Origin of the sequence: Enterobacter sp. BIDMC 30 (assembly GCF_000534355.1) — a bacterium.
Taxonomy (GTDB): Bacteria; Pseudomonadota; Gammaproteobacteria; order Enterobacterales; family Enterobacteriaceae; genus Enterobacter; species Enterobacter ludwigii.
Map to the genome: position 1 here is coordinate 1,887,737 of NZ_KI973169.1, position 16,934 is coordinate 1,904,670.

The 16,934-nt window shown below is 54.4% G+C and carries 15 protein-coding genes; all 15 read left to right on the forward strand.

The window, feature by feature from the left end; genetic code table 11:
* Position 1: 1 nt before the first annotated feature.
* Positions 2-2,164, forward strand: a complete 2,163-nt coding sequence (gene wzc / locus L466_RS13425) for a tyrosine-protein kinase Wzc (protein WP_032680628.1) — start codon at positions 2-4, stop codon at positions 2,162-2,164.
* Between the two features lie 22 nt (positions 2,165-2,186).
* Positions 2,187-3,029: a colanic acid biosynthesis glycosyltransferase WcaA gene (wcaA, locus tag L466_RS13420; protein WP_032680629.1), complete on the forward strand. Its 843-nt coding sequence runs from the start codon at positions 2,187-2,189 to the stop codon at positions 3,027-3,029.
* Positions 3,029-3,520 carry a colanic acid biosynthesis acetyltransferase WcaB gene (gene wcaB / locus L466_RS13415; RefSeq protein WP_014170825.1) on the forward strand — a complete coding sequence of 164 codons (492 nt, stop codon included), beginning with the start codon at positions 3,029-3,031 and terminating at the stop codon, positions 3,518-3,520. The genes wcaA and wcaB overlap by 1 nt, the downstream gene beginning before the upstream one ends.
* Entirely contained in the window at positions 3,517-4,734 is a 1,218-nt protein-coding gene (gene wcaC / locus L466_RS13410) for a colanic acid biosynthesis glycosyltransferase WcaC (RefSeq protein ID WP_014170823.1), read from the forward strand. The genes wcaB and wcaC overlap by 4 nt, the downstream gene beginning before the upstream one ends.
* On the forward strand, positions 4,709-5,929 hold the full coding sequence (gene wcaD / locus L466_RS13405; protein ID WP_020883262.1) for a colanic acid polymerase WcaD: 1,221 nt from the start codon (positions 4,709-4,711) through the stop codon (positions 5,927-5,929). Before wcaC ends, wcaD begins: the two co-directional genes overlap by 26 nt.
* A 16-nt stretch (positions 5,930-5,945) precedes the next feature.
* Entirely contained in the window at positions 5,946-6,692 is a 747-nt protein-coding gene (gene wcaE / locus L466_RS13400) for a colanic acid biosynthesis glycosyltransferase WcaE (RefSeq protein WP_014170821.1), read from the forward strand.
* 15 nt (positions 6,693-6,707) lie between these two features.
* Complete coding sequence (wcaF, locus tag L466_RS13395; RefSeq protein WP_020883264.1) at positions 6,708-7,256, forward strand: colanic acid biosynthesis acetyltransferase WcaF; 549 nt, start codon at positions 6,708-6,710, stop codon at positions 7,254-7,256.
* Positions 7,257-7,280: 24 nt separating this feature from the next.
* Positions 7,281-8,402 carry a GDP-mannose 4,6-dehydratase gene (gene gmd / locus L466_RS13390; RefSeq protein WP_014170819.1) on the forward strand — a complete coding sequence of 374 codons (1,122 nt, stop codon included), beginning with the start codon at positions 7,281-7,283 and terminating at the stop codon, positions 8,400-8,402.
* 2 nt (positions 8,403-8,404) lie between these two features.
* Positions 8,405-9,370 carry a GDP-L-fucose synthase gene (locus L466_RS13385; RefSeq protein ID WP_014170818.1) on the forward strand — a complete coding sequence of 322 codons (966 nt, stop codon included), beginning with the start codon at positions 8,405-8,407 and terminating at the stop codon, positions 9,368-9,370.
* Between the two features lie 2 nt (positions 9,371-9,372).
* Positions 9,373-9,852, forward strand: coding sequence for a GDP-mannose mannosyl hydrolase (locus L466_RS13380; protein WP_072126435.1), 480 nt, complete (start codon positions 9,373-9,375; stop codon positions 9,850-9,852).
* Positions 9,849-11,072 carry a colanic acid biosynthesis fucosyltransferase WcaI gene (gene wcaI / locus L466_RS13375; protein WP_025203687.1) on the forward strand — a complete coding sequence of 408 codons (1,224 nt, stop codon included), beginning with the start codon at positions 9,849-9,851 and terminating at the stop codon, positions 11,070-11,072. Before L466_RS13380 ends, wcaI begins: the two co-directional genes overlap by 4 nt.
* A gap of 3 nt (positions 11,073-11,075) precedes the next feature.
* A complete protein-coding gene (gene cpsB / locus L466_RS13370; RefSeq protein WP_014170815.1) occupies positions 11,076-12,512 on the forward strand; it encodes a mannose-1-phosphate guanyltransferase in 1,437 nt (478 codons plus the stop codon).
* A 109-nt stretch (positions 12,513-12,621) separates the two neighbouring features.
* Positions 12,622-13,992 carry a colanic acid biosynthesis phosphomannomutase CpsG gene (gene cpsG, locus L466_RS13365; RefSeq protein WP_032680630.1) on the forward strand — a complete coding sequence of 457 codons (1,371 nt, stop codon included), beginning with the start codon at positions 12,622-12,624 and terminating at the stop codon, positions 13,990-13,992.
* A gap of 62 nt (positions 13,993-14,054) precedes the next feature.
* On the forward strand, positions 14,055-15,449 hold the full coding sequence (gene wcaJ / locus L466_RS13360; protein WP_014170813.1) for an undecaprenyl-phosphate glucose phosphotransferase: 1,395 nt from the start codon (positions 14,055-14,057) through the stop codon (positions 15,447-15,449).
* Position 15,450: 1 nt separating this feature from the next.
* Positions 15,451-16,929 (forward strand): colanic acid undecaprenyl disphosphate flippase WzxC, encoded by a 1,479-nt coding sequence (wzxC, locus tag L466_RS13355; protein ID WP_014170812.1) that lies wholly within the window; start codon positions 15,451-15,453, stop codon positions 16,927-16,929.
* Positions 16,930-16,934 lie beyond the last annotated feature (5 nt).

Consider the following 16,934-nt stretch of genomic DNA (forward strand, 5'->3'; position numbering starts at 1 on the left):
AATGACAGAAAAAACAAAACCTTCTGCCGCCCCGACTTCGGGCAGTGATGAAATCGATATTGGTCGCCTGGTCGGCACCGTCGTAGAGGCAAAGTGGTGGGTGCTTGGGATCACCGCCGTGTTTGCCGCGGCGGCCGTCGTCTATACGCTGTTTGCGACGCCCATCTACAGTGCCGATGCGCTGGTGCAGATTGAGCAGAATACCGGTAACTCGCTGGTGCAGGACATTGGCTCCGCACTGGCGAACAAACCGCCGGCCTCCGATGCGGAAATTCAGCTGATCCAGTCGCGCCTGGTTCTGGGTAAAACCGTTCACGACCTCGGCCTTGATATCTCCGTCACCAAAAATACCTTCCCGATCTTTGGTGCCGGCTGGGACCGTCTGATGGGACGCAGCAACGACACGGTCAAAGTGACTGACTTTGTGCTGCCAAAAGGAAGCGCGGATCAGACCTTTACCCTGACGGTGTTAGGCCCAAAACAGTACCAGTTAACCAGCGATGCGGGCTTTAGCGCGCGCGGTGAAGTGGGGCAGATGCTGACGAAAGAGGGTGTCAGCATGATGGTCAGCGCGATCCACGCCCAGGAGGGCGGTGAATTTACCGTGACCAAATTCTCCACGCTGGGAATGATTAACAATCTGCAGAACAACCTGACCGTCACCGAAAACGGCAAGGACACCGGTGTCCTGAGCATGACCTTTACCGGTGAAGATAAGGATCAGATCCGCGACATCCTCAACAGCATCACCCGTAACTATCTTGAGCAGAACGTTGAGCGTAAATCGGCTGAAGCAGCGAAAAGCCTGGCATTCCTCGCCAAACAGCTTCCGGAAGTCCGCGCCCGTCTGGATGATGCCGAGAACAAGCTGAACGCCTATCGTCAGGATAAAGACTCTGTCGACCTGCCACTGGAAGCGAAATCCGTTCTCGACTCGATGGTTAACATTGATGCCCAGCTTAACGAGCTGACCTTCAAAGAGGCGGAGATTTCCAAGCTTTATACCAAGCGTCACCCGGCCTACCGTACGCTGCTGGAGAAACGCCGCACGCTGGAAGAAGAGAAGGCGAAACTCAACGATCGCGTCACTGCGATGCCTAAAACGCAGCAGGAAATCGTACGTCTGACCCGCGATGTGGAATCCGGACAGCAGGTGTACATGCAGCTGCTGAATAAACAGCAGGAGCTGAAAATTACCGAAGCCAGTACCGTTGGTGATGTGCGCATCGTTGACCCGGCCATCACCCAGCCAGGGGTGCTGAAGCCGAAGAAAGCCCTCATCATTCTCGGCAGCATTATTCTGGGTCTTATCCTCTCCATCGTTGGCGTGCTGCTTCGCTCGCTGTTCAACCGTGGAATCGAAAGCCCGCAGGCACTGGAAGAGAGCGGTATCAACGTCTACGCCAGCATCCCGCTGTCGGAGTGGCAAAAATCGCGTGACAGCGTCAAAACCACCAAAGGCGTTAAGCGTTACAAACAAAGCCAGCTGCTGGCCGTGGGTAACCCAACCGATCTGGCCATCGAAGCGATTCGTAGTCTGCGTACCAGTCTGCACTTCGCCATGATGCAGGCCAAAAACAACGTCCTGATGCTGACCGGTGTCAGCCCGTCAATTGGTAAGACCTTTGTCTGTGCCAACCTGGCGGCGGTGGTGAGCCAGACCAATAAACGGGTGCTGCTGATCGACTGTGATATGCGTAAGGGCTATACCCACGAACTGCTGGGTACCAATAACGTCAACGGGCTGTCGGAAATCCTGCTGGGCAAAGGTGAGATTAGCCAGAGTGCAAAACCGACGACGGTGCCGAAGTTTGACCTTATTCCGCGTGGTCAGGTGCCGCCAAATCCATCAGAGCTGCTGATGAGTGAACGTTTTAGCGAGCTGGTGGAGTGGGCGAGCAAAAACTATGACCTGGTGTTGATTGATACCCCACCAATTCTGGCGGTGACCGATGCCGCCATTGTGGGCCGCCATGCCGGCACCACGCTGATGGTGGCGCGTTACGCGGTGAACACGCTGAAGGAAGTGGAAACCAGCCTGAGCCGCTTCGAGCAAAACGGAATTGAAGTGAAAGGGGTGATCCTGAACTCCATCTTCCGTCGTGCGACCGGTTACCAGGACTACGGTTACTACGAGTACGAATACAAGTCTGACAGTCACTAATCGTTAGCTTTCGGGGAAGACCATGACTACACAACGCCCTTTAGTTTCTATTTATATGCCGACATGGAATCGTCAGCAGCTGGCGATCCGCGCAATAAAATCTGTGCTGCGACAGGATTACGATAACTGGGAACTGATCATCGTTGATGACTGTTCTTCCTCATACGAACAGCTGCAAAAGTTTGTGACTGACCTTAACGACCCGCGCGTGGTTTACACGCACAACGAGATTAACTCCGGTGCGTGCGCGGTGCGTAACCAGGCGATTATGCAGGCTAAAGGCCAGTATCTGACCGGCATCGACGACGATGACGAATGGACGCCGAACCGTCTGTCGATCTTCCTGTCGCACAAAGCACAGCTGGTGACGCATGCGTTTTTGTATGCCAACGACTATGTCTGTCAGGGTGAAGTTTACTCGCAGCCTGCCAGCCTGCCGTTGTACCCGAAATCGCCTTACTCACGCCGCCTGTTCTTTAAACGCAACATCATTGGTAATCAGGTCTTTACCTGGGCGTGGCGCTTTAAGGAGTGCCTGTTCGATACCGAGCTGAAGGCTGCGCAAGATTACGACATCTTCCTGCGCATGGTGATGGAGTATGGCGAGCCGTGGAAGGTGGAAGAGGCGACGCAGATCCTGCATATCAATCACGGGGAGATGCAAATCACCTCGTCGCCGAAGAAATTCTCTGGTTACTTCCACTTTTACCGCAAGCACAAGGACAAGTTCGACCGTGCCAGCCGGAAGTATCAGCTGTTTACCCTCTATCAGATCCGCAATAAGCGCATGAACTGGCGCACGCTGCTCACGTTGTTGTCCGTGCGTAACGGCAAGCGTCTGGCTGATGGACTTCGGGGGAAATAATGTTTCTGGAAGATTGCCGCGCTAACAGCTGGAGCCTGCGCCCGTGCTGCATGGTTCTGGCGTACCGCATCGCGCATTTTTGCTCGGTGTGGCGCAAGAAAAATGTTTTAAACAATCTCTGGGCAGCACCGGTGCTGGTGCTGTACCGCATCATTACTGAATGTTTTTTTGGTTATGAAATTCAGGCCGCTGCCACCATTGGTCGCCGTTTTACCATTCATCACGGTTATGCCGTGGTGATCAACAAATTCGTTGTAGCCGGTGATGATTTCACTATTCGCCATGCGGTCACCATCGGTAACCGTGGGCCCGACAGCCTGGCCTGCCCGGTGATTGGCAATAACGTCGAGCTGGGCGCGAACGTGGTCATCATTGGCGACATCACGATTGGTAACAACGTCACGATAGGCGCAGGGAGCGTGGTGCTGGACAGTATTCCGGATAACGCGCTGGTGGTGGGTGAGAAAGCCCGCGTGAAGGTGATCAAATGAACATTCTGCAATTTAACGTCCGTCTCGCAGAGGGCGGGGCGGCCGGTGTGGCGCTGGATCTTCACCAGCGCGCGCTGCAAAAAGGACTTCAGTCTCGTTTTATTTACGGTTATGGCAAAGGCGGTAAGAAAAGCGTCAGCCACGATAACTACCCGCAGGTGCATAAGCACACGCCGCGCCTGACTTCCGTGGCCAACATTGCCTTGTTCCGCCTGTTTAACCGCGATCTGTTTGGCAATCTTAATACCCTTTATCGCACCGTGACGCGCTCCCAGGGGCCGGTTGTGCTGCATTTCCACGTGCTTCACAGCTACTGGCTGAATCTGGAAGAGGTGGTGGCGTTTTGTCAGAAGGTGCAGGCCCACAAACCGGATACCCGCTTCGTCTGGACGCTGCACGATCACTGGAGCGTGACCGGTCGCTGCGCCTTTACCGACGGGTGTGAAGGCTGGAAAAGCAACTGCCAGAAGTGCCCGACGCTGAGCAACTATCCGCCGGTGAAAGTGGATCGTGCCCATCAGCTGGTGGCCGGAAAGCGCCAGCTGTTCCGCGACATGCTCTCGCTCGGCTGTACGTTTATCTCTCCAAGCCAGCACGTGGCCGATGCCTTTAACAGTCTGTATGGGGCAGGGCGCTGTCAGATCATCAATAACGGTATCGACGTGGCGACGGAAGCGATTCTGGCCGAACTTACCCCGGTTGCAGAAACCCCGGGTAAACCAAAAATCGCTATCGTTGCGCATGACCTGCGTTACGACGGCAAAACCAATCAGCAGCTGGTGCGCGACATGATGGCGCTGGGTGACAAGATTGAACTGCACACCTTCGGCAAGTTCTCGCCGTTCGAAGGGGCTAACGTGGTGAATCACGGGTTTGAAACAGACAAGCGCAAACTGATGAGCGCCCTCAATGGGATGGATGCGCTGGTATTCAGTTCGCGCGTGGATAACTACCCGCTGATCCTGTGCGAAGCGCTCTCCATCGGTGTGCCGGTGATTGCCACCCACAGCGATGCGGCACGTGAAGTGCTGGAAAAATCGGGCGGGACCACGTTTGCGGAGCATGAGGTGCTGCCTCTGGTGCAACTGCCGAAGGCGCAGATCGCGCAGGCCGTTTTTGGTACCGACCTGGAATCGTTCCGCAACCGCAGCCGCAAGGCCTACAGTGGACAACAGATGCTGGAGGAATATGTCTCGTTCTATCAGAGTCTGTAGTTATCTGCTGCTGCCGCTGATTTACCTGCTGGTCAACGTCAAAATTGCCCAGCTTGGCGAAAGCTTCCCGATAACCATAGTGACCTTCTTGCCCGTTCTGCTTCTGCTGTATGTCGACAAAATCAACCTCAAGAAGCTGATGATGGCCTTAGGGCTGGGCGTGGGTCTGACGCTATTTAACTACATCTTTGGTCAGTCTCTGGATGCCAGTAAATACGTCACCTCCACCATGCTGTTTGTTTATATCGTCATTATTATTGGCATGGTCTGGAGTATTCGTTTCAAGGTTATTTCGCCACACAATTATCGGAAAATCCTTAGGTTCTTTTATATTGCCGTTGCGTTAATTGTTATGCTTGCTGCACTGGAAATGGCGCAAATTATTCTGACCGGTGGCAGTAGCCTGATGGAGATAATTTCGAAATATCTCATTTACAGTAACAGCTATGTATTGAACTTCATCAAGTTTGGCGGAAAGCGTACGACAGCCCTCTATTTTGAACCGGCGTTTTTTGCTCTGGCACTAATCTCAATTTGGCTCAGCATCAAACAGTTTGGTATCAAAACCCCTAAGACCGATGCTATGATTCTTGCAGGAATTGTTCTGTCAGGATCGTTCTCAGGGGTAATGACATTTATCCTGTTTTACCTGCTGGAGTGGGCGTTCCAGTACCTGAACAAAGATGCGATTAAGAAAAAACTGCCGCTGGCGATTATCTCTCTGACAGTATTTATGGTTGGCGTGATATTTGCCTTCCCATACATCTCAGAACGCCTGGGAGATTTGGGAACCGAAGGCTCGTCATCCTATTATCGTATCATTGGTCCACTGGTGATGGTGGGTTATTCCTTAACCCATATCGATGGTGTAGTAAGATTCGGCTCACTTTACGAATATGTTGCATCATTCGGAATCTTTAACGGTGCGGATGTCGGTAAAACCATAGACAATGGCCTGTATCTGTTAATTATCTATTTTTCGTGGTTCGCCGTACTGTTGACACTGTGGTATCTGTTTAAAGTTTTCAAAATGATGATTAACGCGTTTGGTGATAACCAGAACTTTCGCGTGCAGCTTTATCTGTTTACACCGGTGTCGTTGTTTTTTACCGGGTCAATATTTAGCCCGGAATATGCTTTCTTGATTGTCTGTCCGTTTATTCTGCGCAAAGCGCTTAATATTACGAACGTATGACGAAATGAGGTGATTTATGTTTCTTAGCGTCATTACTGTCGCTTTTCGTAATTACGAAGGGGTGGTAAAAACCTGGCGCTCGCTGCGTAACCTGGCGCGCGATCCAAGCCTCACCTTTGAGTGGATTGTGGTCGATGGCGGCTCGAACGATGGTACGGCGGAGTTTCTGGAAAAACTCAACGGTGAGTTCAACTTACGTTTCATCAGCGAGAAAGATAAAGGCATCTACGATGCGATGAATAAAGGCATCGACATGGCGCAAGGCCGTTATGCCATCTTCCTGAATTCCGGTGACGTATTCCATGAGGATGTGGCGTTATTTGCCCGTCAGCTGGCGCGCCAGAAAGAGGATGCGATGTACATTGGCGACGCGCTGCTCGATTTTGGCGATGGCCATAAAGTTTGCCGCAGTGCGAAACCCGGCTGGTATATCTACCACAGTTTGCCTGCCAGCCATCAGGCCATTTTCTTCCCGGTAAAAGGTCTGAAAAAACAGCCTTACGATCTGCAGTATAAAGTTTCTTCAGATTATGCGCTGACTGCCAGCCTGTATAAATCAGGTTACCCGTTCCGTCGAATTAAAGGGCTGGTATCTGAATTTTCAATGGGCGGCGTGTCAACGTCTAATAATCTGGAACTGTGCCAGGATGCCAGAAATGTGCAGCGTAAAATATTAGGCGTGCCGGGGTTCTGGGCGGAATTATCTTATTTATTACGTCTGCGTACCACCGGTAAAACGAAAACCTTATATAACAAAGCCTGAATATAAGGAAACGTAATGCAGGATCTTAAAGGTTTCTCCGTGCCGAAAGGCTTTCGGGGCGGGAGCGGTATTAAAGTGCAGTTGTGGTGGGCCGTACAGGCCACCTTATTTGCCTGGTCACCGCAAATACTGTACCGCTGGCGAGCTTTTTTATTGCGACTGTTTGGCGCAAAAATCGGAAAAAACGTAGTCATTCGCCCGTCGGTAAAAATTACCTACCCGTGGAAATTAACGCTTGGGGATTATGCGTGGGTAGGGGATGACGCGGTGTTATATACCCTTGGCGATATTACGATTGGCGCAAATTCAGTGGTTTCACAGAAGTGTTATTTGTGCACCGGCAGTCACGATTTTATGAGTCAGCATTTTGATATTACCGCCACTCCGATTGTGATTGGCGAAAAATGCTGGCTGGCGACAGATGTTTTTGTTGCACCTGGTGTTTCTGTTGGCGATGGCACGGTAGTCGGTGCCCGCAGCAGCGTTTTTAAATCGCTACCGGCAAATAAAATTTGCCGTGGCAACCCCGCAGTGGTGATACGCGAACGCGTTGAAACTGATTAAATTCATAAGTAGAGGAATATAAACATGTCTAAAGTCGCTCTCATCACCGGCGTTACCGGACAGGATGGTTCTTACCTGGCAGAACTGCTGCTGGAAAAAGGTTATGAAGTACACGGTATTAAGCGTCGTGCTTCTTCATTCAACACCGAACGTGTGGATCACATTTATCAGGATCCTCATGCGGCGAACCCGAAATTCCATCTGCACTACGGCGACCTGACCGATACTTCCAACCTGACCCGTATTCTGCAGGAAGTGCAGCCGGATGAAGTGTACAACCTGGGCGCGATGAGCCACGTTGCGGTCTCCTTCGAATCTCCGGAATACACCGCTGACGTTGACGCAATGGGTACGCTGCGTCTGCTGGAAGCGATTCGCTTCCTCGGCCTTGAGAAGAAAACCCGTTTCTACCAGGCATCCACCTCTGAGCTGTACGGTCTGGTGCAGGAAATTCCTCAGAAAGAGACTACCCCGTTCTACCCACGTTCTCCGTACGCGGTGGCGAAACTGTACGCGTACTGGATCACCGTGAACTACCGTGAATCCTACGGCATGTATGCCTGTAACGGCATTCTGTTCAACCACGAATCCCCACGTCGTGGTGAAACTTTCGTTACCCGTAAAATCACCCGCGCTATCGCTAACATCGCACAGGGTCTGGAATCTTGCCTGCACCTCGGCAACATGGATTCCCTGCGTGACTGGGGCCATGCCAAAGACTACGTAAAAATGCAGTGGATGATGCTGCAGCAGGAAAAACCAGAAGACTTCGTTATCGCAACCGGCGTGCAGTACTCCGTACGTCAGTTCGTTGAGATGGCTGCCGCTCAGCTGGGTATCAAACTGCGCTTCGAAGGTACCGGCGTGGAAGAGAAAGGCATCGTGGTTTCCGTAACGGGCCATGACGCACCGGGCGTGAAACCGGGCGACGTGATTGTACAGGTTGACCCACGTTACTTCCGTCCTGCTGAAGTGGAAACCCTGCTGGGCGACCCAACCAAAGCACACGAAACACTGGGCTGGAAACCAGAAACGACTCTGCAGGAGATGGTTTCCGAGATGGTTGCCAAAGATCTTGAAGCAGCGAAAAAACACTCCCTGCTCAAGTCTCATGGCTACGAGGTTGCCATCGCGCTGGAGTCCTGAGAATGACAAAACAACGTATTTTTGTCGCGGGTCATCGCGGAATGGTGGGTTCCGCGATTGTTCGCCAGCTTGAACAGCGCGGTGATGTCGACGTGATTGTCCGTACCCGTGACGAGCTGAACCTGCTCGACAGCAAAGCGGTACAGGACTTCTTCGCCAGTGAACGTATTGACCAGGTGTATCTGGCGGCGGCGAAAGTGGGCGGCATTGTTGCCAACAACACGTATCCGGCGGATTTCATCTACGAGAACATGATGATTGAGAGCAACATCATTCACGCAGCGCATCTGCACAACGTGAATAAGCTGTTGTTCCTCGGCTCATCCTGTATCTACCCGAAAATGGCGAAGCAGCCGATCGCTGAGAGCGAACTGCTGCAGGGCACGCTGGAAGCAACCAACGAGCCGTATGCGATTGCCAAGATTGCCGGGATCAAGCTGTGCGAATCCTACAACCGTCAGTATAACCGCGACTATCGTTCGGTGATGCCGACCAACCTGTACGGACCGCATGACAACTTCCACCCGAGCAATTCGCACGTGATCCCGGCGCTGCTGCGTCGTTTCCACGAAGCAACGGCCGAAAATGCACCGGATGTGGTGGTGTGGGGCAGCGGGACGCCAATGCGTGAATTCCTGCATGTGGATGACATGGCGGCTGCCAGCATCCACGTAATGGAGCTGGATCGTGAGGTGTGGCAGGAAAACACCGAACCGATGCTGTCGCACATTAACGTCGGTACTGGCGTGGATTGCACCATTCGTGAGCTGGCGCAAACCATCGCGCAGGTGGTGGGTTACAAAGGCCGCGTGGTCTTTGACGCCACCAAACCGGACGGCACGCCGCGCAAACTGCTGGACGTGACCCGTCTGCATCAGCTGGGCTGGTATCACGAGGTATCACTGGAGCAGGGGCTGGCAAGCACCTACCAGTGGTTCCTTGAAAACCAGCACCGCTTCCGGGGGTAATGATGTTTTTAAGTCAGGAAGATTTTGCCACGGTAGTGCGTTCCACTCCGCTCATCTCAATTGATTTGGTGGTGGAAAACGAACGCGGCGAGTTCTTGCTGGGAAAACGAACCAACCGTCCTGCACAGGGCTTTTGGTTCGTGCCCGGCGGGCGCGTGCAGAAGGATGAGACGCTGGAAAATGCTTTTGAGCGTCTCACTCTGGCGGAACTGGGCCTGCAATTGCCGATGGCGGCAGGCCAGTTTTACGGGGTCTGGCAGCACTTCTATGACGATAACTTTTCGGGCACCGGTTTCACCACGCACTATGTGGTGCTCGGTTTTCGCCTGAAGGTGAGTGAGGCAGACCTGCGTCTGCCTGATTCTCAGCATGACGACTACCGCTGGCAGACGCCAGAGGCGTTGCTGGCCAGTGACAATGTGCATGACAACAGTCGTGCCTATTTCCTGGCCGATCGTCAGTCCGGAGTGCCGGGCTTATGAAAATTCTGGTGTACGGAATCAACTATTCGCCGGAGTTAACCGGCATCGGTAAATACACCGGCGAAATGGTCGAGTGGATGGCGAGCCAGGGACATGACGTGCGGGTCATTACCGCGCCGCCATACTACCCGGAATGGAAAGTAGGTGAGCGCTATTCAGGCTGGCGCTACCGTCGTGAAGAGGGCGCAGCGACCGTCTGGCGTTGCCCGCTGTACGTGCCGAAACAGCCCTCAACGCTGAAGCGGTTACTTCATCTGGGCAGCTTTGCCCTGAGCAGTTTCTTCCCGCTGATGGCGCAACGTCGCTGGAAGCCGGATCGCATTATCGGTGTGGTGCCAACGCTGTTCTGCACCCCAGGCATGCGCCTGCTGGGCAAACTCTCCGGCGCGCGCACGCTGCTTCACATTCAGGATTATGAAGTGGACGCCATGCTCGGCCTGGGAATGGCCGGCAAAGGTAAGAGCGGGAAGGTGGCGAAACTCGCCAGCGCCTTCGAGCGCAGCGGCCTGCATAACGTGGATTATGTCTCGACCATCTCGCGCTCAATGATGAACAAAGCGCAGGAGAAGGGCGTACCGGCGGAAAAAGTGATCTTTTTCCCCAACTGGTCTGAAGTGGCGCGTTTTCGCGACGTGACAGACAGTGATGCTCAGGCGCTACGCGCTCAGCTCGGTCTGCCTGACGACCAAAAAATCATTCTTTATTCAGGCAACATCGGCGAGAAGCAGGGGCTTGAGAGCGTCATCGATGCCGCACAGCAACTGAGCCATCAACCCTGGATGTTTGTCATCGTCGGGCAGGGCGGCGGAAAAGCGCGACTGGAAAAAATGGCCAGCGAGCGCGGCCTGACGAACGTGAAATTTTTCCCGCTTCAGTCTTACGAGGCACTGCCTGCGTTGCTGAAGATGGGCGACTGCCATCTGGTGGTACAAAAGCGCGGCGCGGCAGACGCGGTGCTGCCGTCCAAGCTGACCAACATTCTGGCAGTGGGCGGTAACGCGGTGATCACGGCGGAAGCCGAAACAGAATTAGGCCAGCTGTGCGACAGCTATCCGGGGATCGCCGTTTGTGTGGAACCGGAATCGGTCCCGGCGCTGGTCACTGGCATTGAACGGGCACTTGCCATGCCAAAAACGAACACGGTGGCACGTGAATATGCCGAACGCACGCTCGAGAAAGAGAACGTGCTGAGCCAATTTATTGCAGATATACGGGGATAAATCATGAGTCAAACCACTTTGTATCCGGTTGTGATGGCAGGTGGCTCTGGTAGCCGGTTGTGGCCGCTGTCCCGCGTGCTCTATCCAAAACAGTTCCTCTGCCTGAAAGGGGAGCTCACCATGCTGCAGACGACGGTTAACCGCCTGCAGGGTGTGGAGTGTGAAAGCCCGGTGGTGATTTGTAACGAACAACACCGCTTTATTGTCGCCGAGCAGCTGCGCCAGCTGAACAAACTCACAGAAAATATCATTCTGGAGCCTGCCGGACGTAACACCGCCCCCGCGATTGCGCTGGCGGCGCTGGCGGCCAAACGCAGCAGCCCGGATTGCGATCCGCTGATGCTGGTTCTGGCGGCAGACCATGTTATTCAACAGGAAGAGTCGTTCCGCGAGGCGGTACGCGCAGCTATTCCTTACGCCGAAAACGGCAAACTGGTGACTTTCGGCATCGTGCCGGACCTTCCGGAAACCGGCTACGGGTATATTCGTCGTGGCAATGTGACCCCGGGCGAAGGCGACAGCGTAGCGTTTGACGTGGCGCAGTTTGTCGAAAAACCGAATCTGGAAACCGCGCAGGCGTATGTGGCCAGCGGTGAATATTACTGGAACAGCGGGATGTTCCTGTTCCGCGCTGGCCGCTACCTGGAAGAGCTGCGCAAATATCGCCCGGATATTCTGGACGCCTGCGAGAAAGCGATGGCGGTAGTGGATCCGGATCTCGATTTTATCCGTGTTGACGAAGCGTCTTTCCTCGCCTGCCCGGAAGAGTCAATTGACTATGCGGTAATGGAACGCACGGCCGATGCCGTTGTGGTACCGATGGATGCGGGCTGGAGTGATGTTGGCTCCTGGTCCTCCCTGTGGGAGATCAGCGCCCATACCCCGGAGGGTAACGTCCACCACGGTGATGTTATCAGCCACAAAACGGAAAACAGCTATGTCTACGCCGAGTCCGGTCTGGTGACCACAGTTGGCGTGAAGGATCTGGTGGTCGTACAGACGAAAGACGCCGTGCTGATTGCTGACCGTAATGCCGTGCAGGACGTTAAAAAAGTGGTGGAGAAGATCAAGGCCGATGGTCGCCATGAACACCATATCCACCGCGAAGTGTATCGTCCGTGGGGCAAATATGACTCCATCGATGCCGGTGAACGTTACCAGGTGAAACGCATCACCGTGAAACCGGGTGAGGGGCTGTCGGTACAGATGCACCACCACCGTGCCGAGCACTGGGTCGTGGTGGCGGGTACCGCCAAAGTCACGATTGATGGCGAAGTGAAACTGCTGGGTGAAAACGAGTCAATCTATATTCCGCTGGGAGCCACGCACTGTCTGGAAAACCCGGGGAAAATTCCTCTCGACTTAATTGAAGTGCGCTCCGGTTCGTACCTGGAAGAAGACGATATTGTCCGTTTCCAGGACCGTTACGGGCGGGTATAGCGCCGTCTCTAAAGCCGGATAGCGTTTCGCGCATCCGGCCTGCGAATGAATAAAAACAAATTTGCCTGTTAATCGGGCGGGCCAACTGTTGCCTGAAAAAGGGGTCATCATGGAAAAATTAACCTGTTTTAAAGCCTACGATATTCGCGGCAAGCTGGGCGAAGAGCTGAATGAAGACATTGCGTGGCGCATTGGCCGCGCATACGGCGAATATCTTAAGCCACAAACGATTGTCCTGGGCGGCGATGTGCGTCTGACCAGTGAGTCCCTGAAGCTGGCGCTGGCAAAAGGGCTGCAGGATGCGGGAGTGGACGTGCTGGATATCGGCTTGTCCGGCACCGAAGAGATTTACTTTGCCACCTTCCACCTCGGCGTGGACGGCGGTATCGAAGTGACGGCCAGCCATAACCCAATGGACTACAACGGTATGAAGCTGGTGCGCAAGGGCGCGCGTCCTATCAGCGGCGATACCGGTCTGCGTGACGTGCAGCGTCTCGCCGAAGCTAACGATTTCCCGCCGGTGAATGAAGCGAAACGCGGCAGCTATAAGCAGATCGACCTGCGTAAAGCGTACATCGACCACCTGCTGGGCTACATCAACGTTGCAAACCTGAAACCGCTGAAGCTGGTGATCAACTCCGGTAACGGCGCGGCCGGCCCGGTGGTGGATGCGCTCGAAGCCCGCTTTAAGGCCCTGAACGTGCCAGTAACCTTCGTTAAGGTCCATAACACCCCGGATGGCAACTTCCCGAACGGTATCCCGAACCCGCTGCTGCCGGAGTGCCGCGACGACACCCGTAACGCGGTCATCGAACACGGTGCCGATATGGGTATCGCCTTTGACGGCGATTTCGACCGCTGCTTCCTGTTCGACGAAAAAGGCCAGTTCATCGAAGGCTACTACATTGTCGGTCTGCTGGCGGAAGCGTTCCTCGAGAAGAACCCGGGCGCGAAGATTATTCACGATCCGCGTCTGTCCTGGAACACCGTGGATGTGGTGAACGCCGCGGGCGGCCAGCCGGTGATGTCCAAAACCGGTCATGCCTTCATCAAAGAGCGTATGCGCGAAGAAGACGCCATTTATGGCGGCGAGATGAGCGCCCACCACTATTTCCGCGATTTTGCCTACTGCGACAGCGGGATGATCCCGTGGCTGCTGGTGACCGAGCTGCTGTGTCTGAAAGGGCAGACCCTTGGCGAGCTGGTACGCGACCGCATGGCGGCCTTCCCGGCAAGTGGCGAAATCAACAGCAAACTGGCGCAGCCGGCCGAGGCCATTGCCCGCGTGGAGCAGCATTTTGCCCTCCATGCGCTGGAAATTGACCGTACCGACGGCATCAGCATGGCGTTCCCGCAGTGGCGTTTTAACCTGCGCTCTTCAAATACCGAGCCGGTGGTGCGCCTGAACGTGGAATCCCGCGCGGATACCGCGCTGATGGAAGCGCGAACGAAGGACATTCTGGCGCTGTTGAATCAGTAAATAGCTTTCCCCCTCACCCTGATGTGGGGTGAGGGGGCAGGTGTTGAACTAAAGGAACAACGATGACGAATCTAAAAAAACGCGAACGAGCGAGAACGAATGCATCGTTAATCTCCATGGTGCAGCGTTTTTCTGATATCACCATCATGGTCGGCGGATTATGGGTGGTGAGTTGGGTAAGCGGGCAATCCTTCTTCTACATGCATCTGCTCATGGCGCTGATTGCGCTGGTTGTGTTCCAGATGATCGGGGGGATGACCGACTTCTACCGTTCGTGGCGTGGTGTGAAAATGACCACCGAACTGATGCTGTTGCTGCAGAACTGGACATTAAGCCTGATCTTCAGCGCAGGGCTGGTGGCATTCAGCCATGATTTTGATAATCGCCTGGTGACGTATCTGTGCTGGTACCTGATTACCAGCGTCGGCATGGTCGTATGCCGCACCCTGATCCGTTTTGGTGCCGGCTGGCTGCGTAACCGCGGTTATAACCGTCGCTTTGTCGCCGTGGCGGGGGATTTGCCGGTAGGGAAGGTGCTTCTCGATAGCTTCCGCAAAGAGCCATGGTTAGGTTTTGAAGTGGTCGGGATTTATCACGACGCGAAGCCTGGCGGCGTGCCTTCAGACTGGGCCGGTAATTACGAACAGCTTATTGAGGACGCCAAAGCCGGCAAAATTCATAACGTCTACATCGCGATGCAGATGAAAGATGAATCCCGCATCAAGAAATTGATGCGTGAACTGGCCGATACCACCTGTTCGGTGATCCTGATCCCGGACGTCTTTACCTTTAACATCCTCCACTCCCGTATTGAAGAAGTGAACGGCGTGCCGGTCGTGCCGCTGTATGACACCCCGCTGTCGGGTATCAACCGCGTGCTCAAGCGCCTGGAAGATATCGTGCTCTCTTCACTGATCTTACTGCTGATCTCCCCGGTGCTGTGCTGCATTGCCCTGGCGGTGAAGCTGAGCTCCCCGGGCCCGGTTATTTTCCGTCAGACCCGCTACGGCATGGACGGTAAGCCCATCATGGTGTGGAAATTCCGCTCGATGAAGGTGATGGAGAACGACAAGGTCGTGACCCAGGCGACGCAGAACGATCCTCGTGTTACGCGGGTGGGGAACTTCCTGCGCCGTACCTCGCTGGATGAGCTGCCGCAGTTTATCAACGTCTTTACCGGTGGCATGTCGATTGTCGGCCCCCGTCCCCATGCCGTGGCTCACAACGAACAGTACCGCTCGCTGATTGAAGGCTACATGTTGCGCCATAAAGTGAAGCCAGGCATTACCGGCTGGGCGCAGATCAACGGCTGGCGCGGCGAGACCGACACGCTGGAAAAAATGGAAAAACGCATCGAATTCGACCTGGAGTACATCCGTGAATGGAGCCTCTGGTTCGATATCAAGATCGTCTTTCTGACCATCTTCAAAGGTTTCGTGAACAAAGCGGCGTACTAAGATGAGCTTACGTGAAAAAACCATCAGCGGCGCCAAATGGTCAGCGATGGCGACCATTGTCATCATTGGCCTCGGCCTGGTGCAGATGACGGTGCTGGCGCGCATTATCGATAACCACCAGTTCGGTCTGCTGACCGTCTCGCTGGTGATTATCGCGCTGGCCGATACGTTGTCTGACTTCGGCATTGCTAACTCGATTATCCAGCGCAAAGAGATCAGCCATCTGGAACTGACCACGCTCTACTGGCTGAACGTTGGGCTGGGGGTGTTCGTTTTCGTGCTGGTGTTCCTGTTGAGCGATACCATCGCCAGCGTGCTGCACAACCCCGATCTGGCACCGCTGATGCGTACGCTCTCGTTTGCTTTTGTGGTGATCCCGCACGGGCAACAGTTCCGCGCGCTGATGCAGAAAGAGCTGGAATTCAACAAGATTGGGATGATCGAGACCAGCGCTGTTCTCGCAGGGTTTACCTTTACCGTGGTCAGCGCCCATTTCTGGCCGCTGGCCATGACCGCTATCCTCGGGTATCTGGTTAACTCTGCCGTGCGTACGCTGCTGTTCGGCTACTTTGGCCGCAAGATTTACCGTCCTGGGCTGCATTTCTCTCTCGCTTCGGTGTCATCCAACCTGCGTTTTGGCGCGTGGCTCACCGCCGACAGCATCATCAACTATGTCAACACCAACCTCTCCACGCTGGTGCTGGCACGCATCCTCGGCGCGAGCGTCGCGGGCGGGTACAACCTGGCGTACAACGTCGCGGTAGTACCACCGATGAAGCTCAACCCGATTATCACCCGCGTACTGTTCCCGGCGTTCGCCAAAATTCAGGACGACACCGAGAAGCTGCGCGTCAATTTTTACAAGCTGCTCTCTGTGGTGGGCATTATCAATTTCCCGGTTTTGCTGGGGCTGATGGTGGTCTCGAGCAACTTCGTGCCGCTGGTGTTTGGCGAGAAGTGGAACAGCATTATCCCGATCCTGCAGCTGCTGTGCGTGGTGGGGCTGCTGCGATCCGTTGGCAACCCGATTGGCTCACTGCTGATGGCTAAAGCGCGGGTTGATATCAGCTTCAAATTCAACGTGTTTAAAACGTTCCTGTTTATTCCGGCGATTATCGTCGGTGGACATATGGCCGGCGCCATTGGGGTCACGCTTGGTTTTCTGCTGGTGCAGATCATCAACACCGTTCTGAGCTACTTCGTGATGATCAAGCCGGTGCTGGGCTCCAGCTACCGGCAGTACATTCTGAGCCTGTGGCTGCCGTTTTATCTGTCACTGCCTACCCTTGCGGTGAGCTATGGCCTGGGCATCGTGCTCACTGGCCATCTGCCGCTCGCGGCCATGCTGGCAATACAGGTCGCAGCAGGTGCACTGGCGTTTGGCGTGATGATTGTGCTGTCACGTAATGCGCTGGTGGTGGAGATGAAGCGCCAGTTTTGCCGTAACGAAAAAATGAAAACGCTGCTTCGCGCAGGCTAGTTATT

Coding starts and splice junctions, on each gene's coding strand:
- wcaD (WP_020883262.1), top strand. CDS start 4,709: ATGTCTCGTTCTATCAGAGTCTGTAGTTATCTGCTGCTGCCGCTGATT.
- wcaI (WP_025203687.1), top strand. CDS start 9,849: ATGAAAATTCTGGTGTACGGAATCAACTATTCGCCGGAGTTAACCGGC.
- wcaF (WP_020883264.1), top strand. CDS start 6,708: ATGCAGGATCTTAAAGGTTTCTCCGTGCCGAAAGGCTTTCGGGGCGGG.
- wcaE (WP_014170821.1), top strand. CDS start 5,946: ATGTTTCTTAGCGTCATTACTGTCGCTTTTCGTAATTACGAAGGGGTG.
- L466_RS13380 (WP_072126435.1), top strand. CDS start 9,373: ATGTTTTTAAGTCAGGAAGATTTTGCCACGGTAGTGCGTTCCACTCCG.
- wcaJ (WP_014170813.1), top strand. CDS start 14,055: ATGACGAATCTAAAAAAACGCGAACGAGCGAGAACGAATGCATCGTTA.
- wcaA (WP_032680629.1), top strand. CDS start 2,187: ATGACTACACAACGCCCTTTAGTTTCTATTTATATGCCGACATGGAAT.
- wzc (WP_032680628.1), top strand. CDS start 2: ATGACAGAAAAAACAAAACCTTCTGCCGCCCCGACTTCGGGCAGTGAT.
- wzxC (WP_014170812.1), top strand. CDS start 15,451: ATGAGCTTACGTGAAAAAACCATCAGCGGCGCCAAATGGTCAGCGATG.
- cpsG (WP_032680630.1), top strand. CDS start 12,622: ATGGAAAAATTAACCTGTTTTAAAGCCTACGATATTCGCGGCAAGCTG.
- cpsB (WP_014170815.1), top strand. CDS start 11,076: ATGAGTCAAACCACTTTGTATCCGGTTGTGATGGCAGGTGGCTCTGGT.
- wcaB (WP_014170825.1), top strand. CDS start 3,029: ATGTTTCTGGAAGATTGCCGCGCTAACAGCTGGAGCCTGCGCCCGTGC.
- wcaC (WP_014170823.1), top strand. CDS start 3,517: ATGAACATTCTGCAATTTAACGTCCGTCTCGCAGAGGGCGGGGCGGCC.
- L466_RS13385 (WP_014170818.1), top strand. CDS start 8,405: ATGACAAAACAACGTATTTTTGTCGCGGGTCATCGCGGAATGGTGGGT.
- gmd (WP_014170819.1), top strand. CDS start 7,281: ATGTCTAAAGTCGCTCTCATCACCGGCGTTACCGGACAGGATGGTTCT.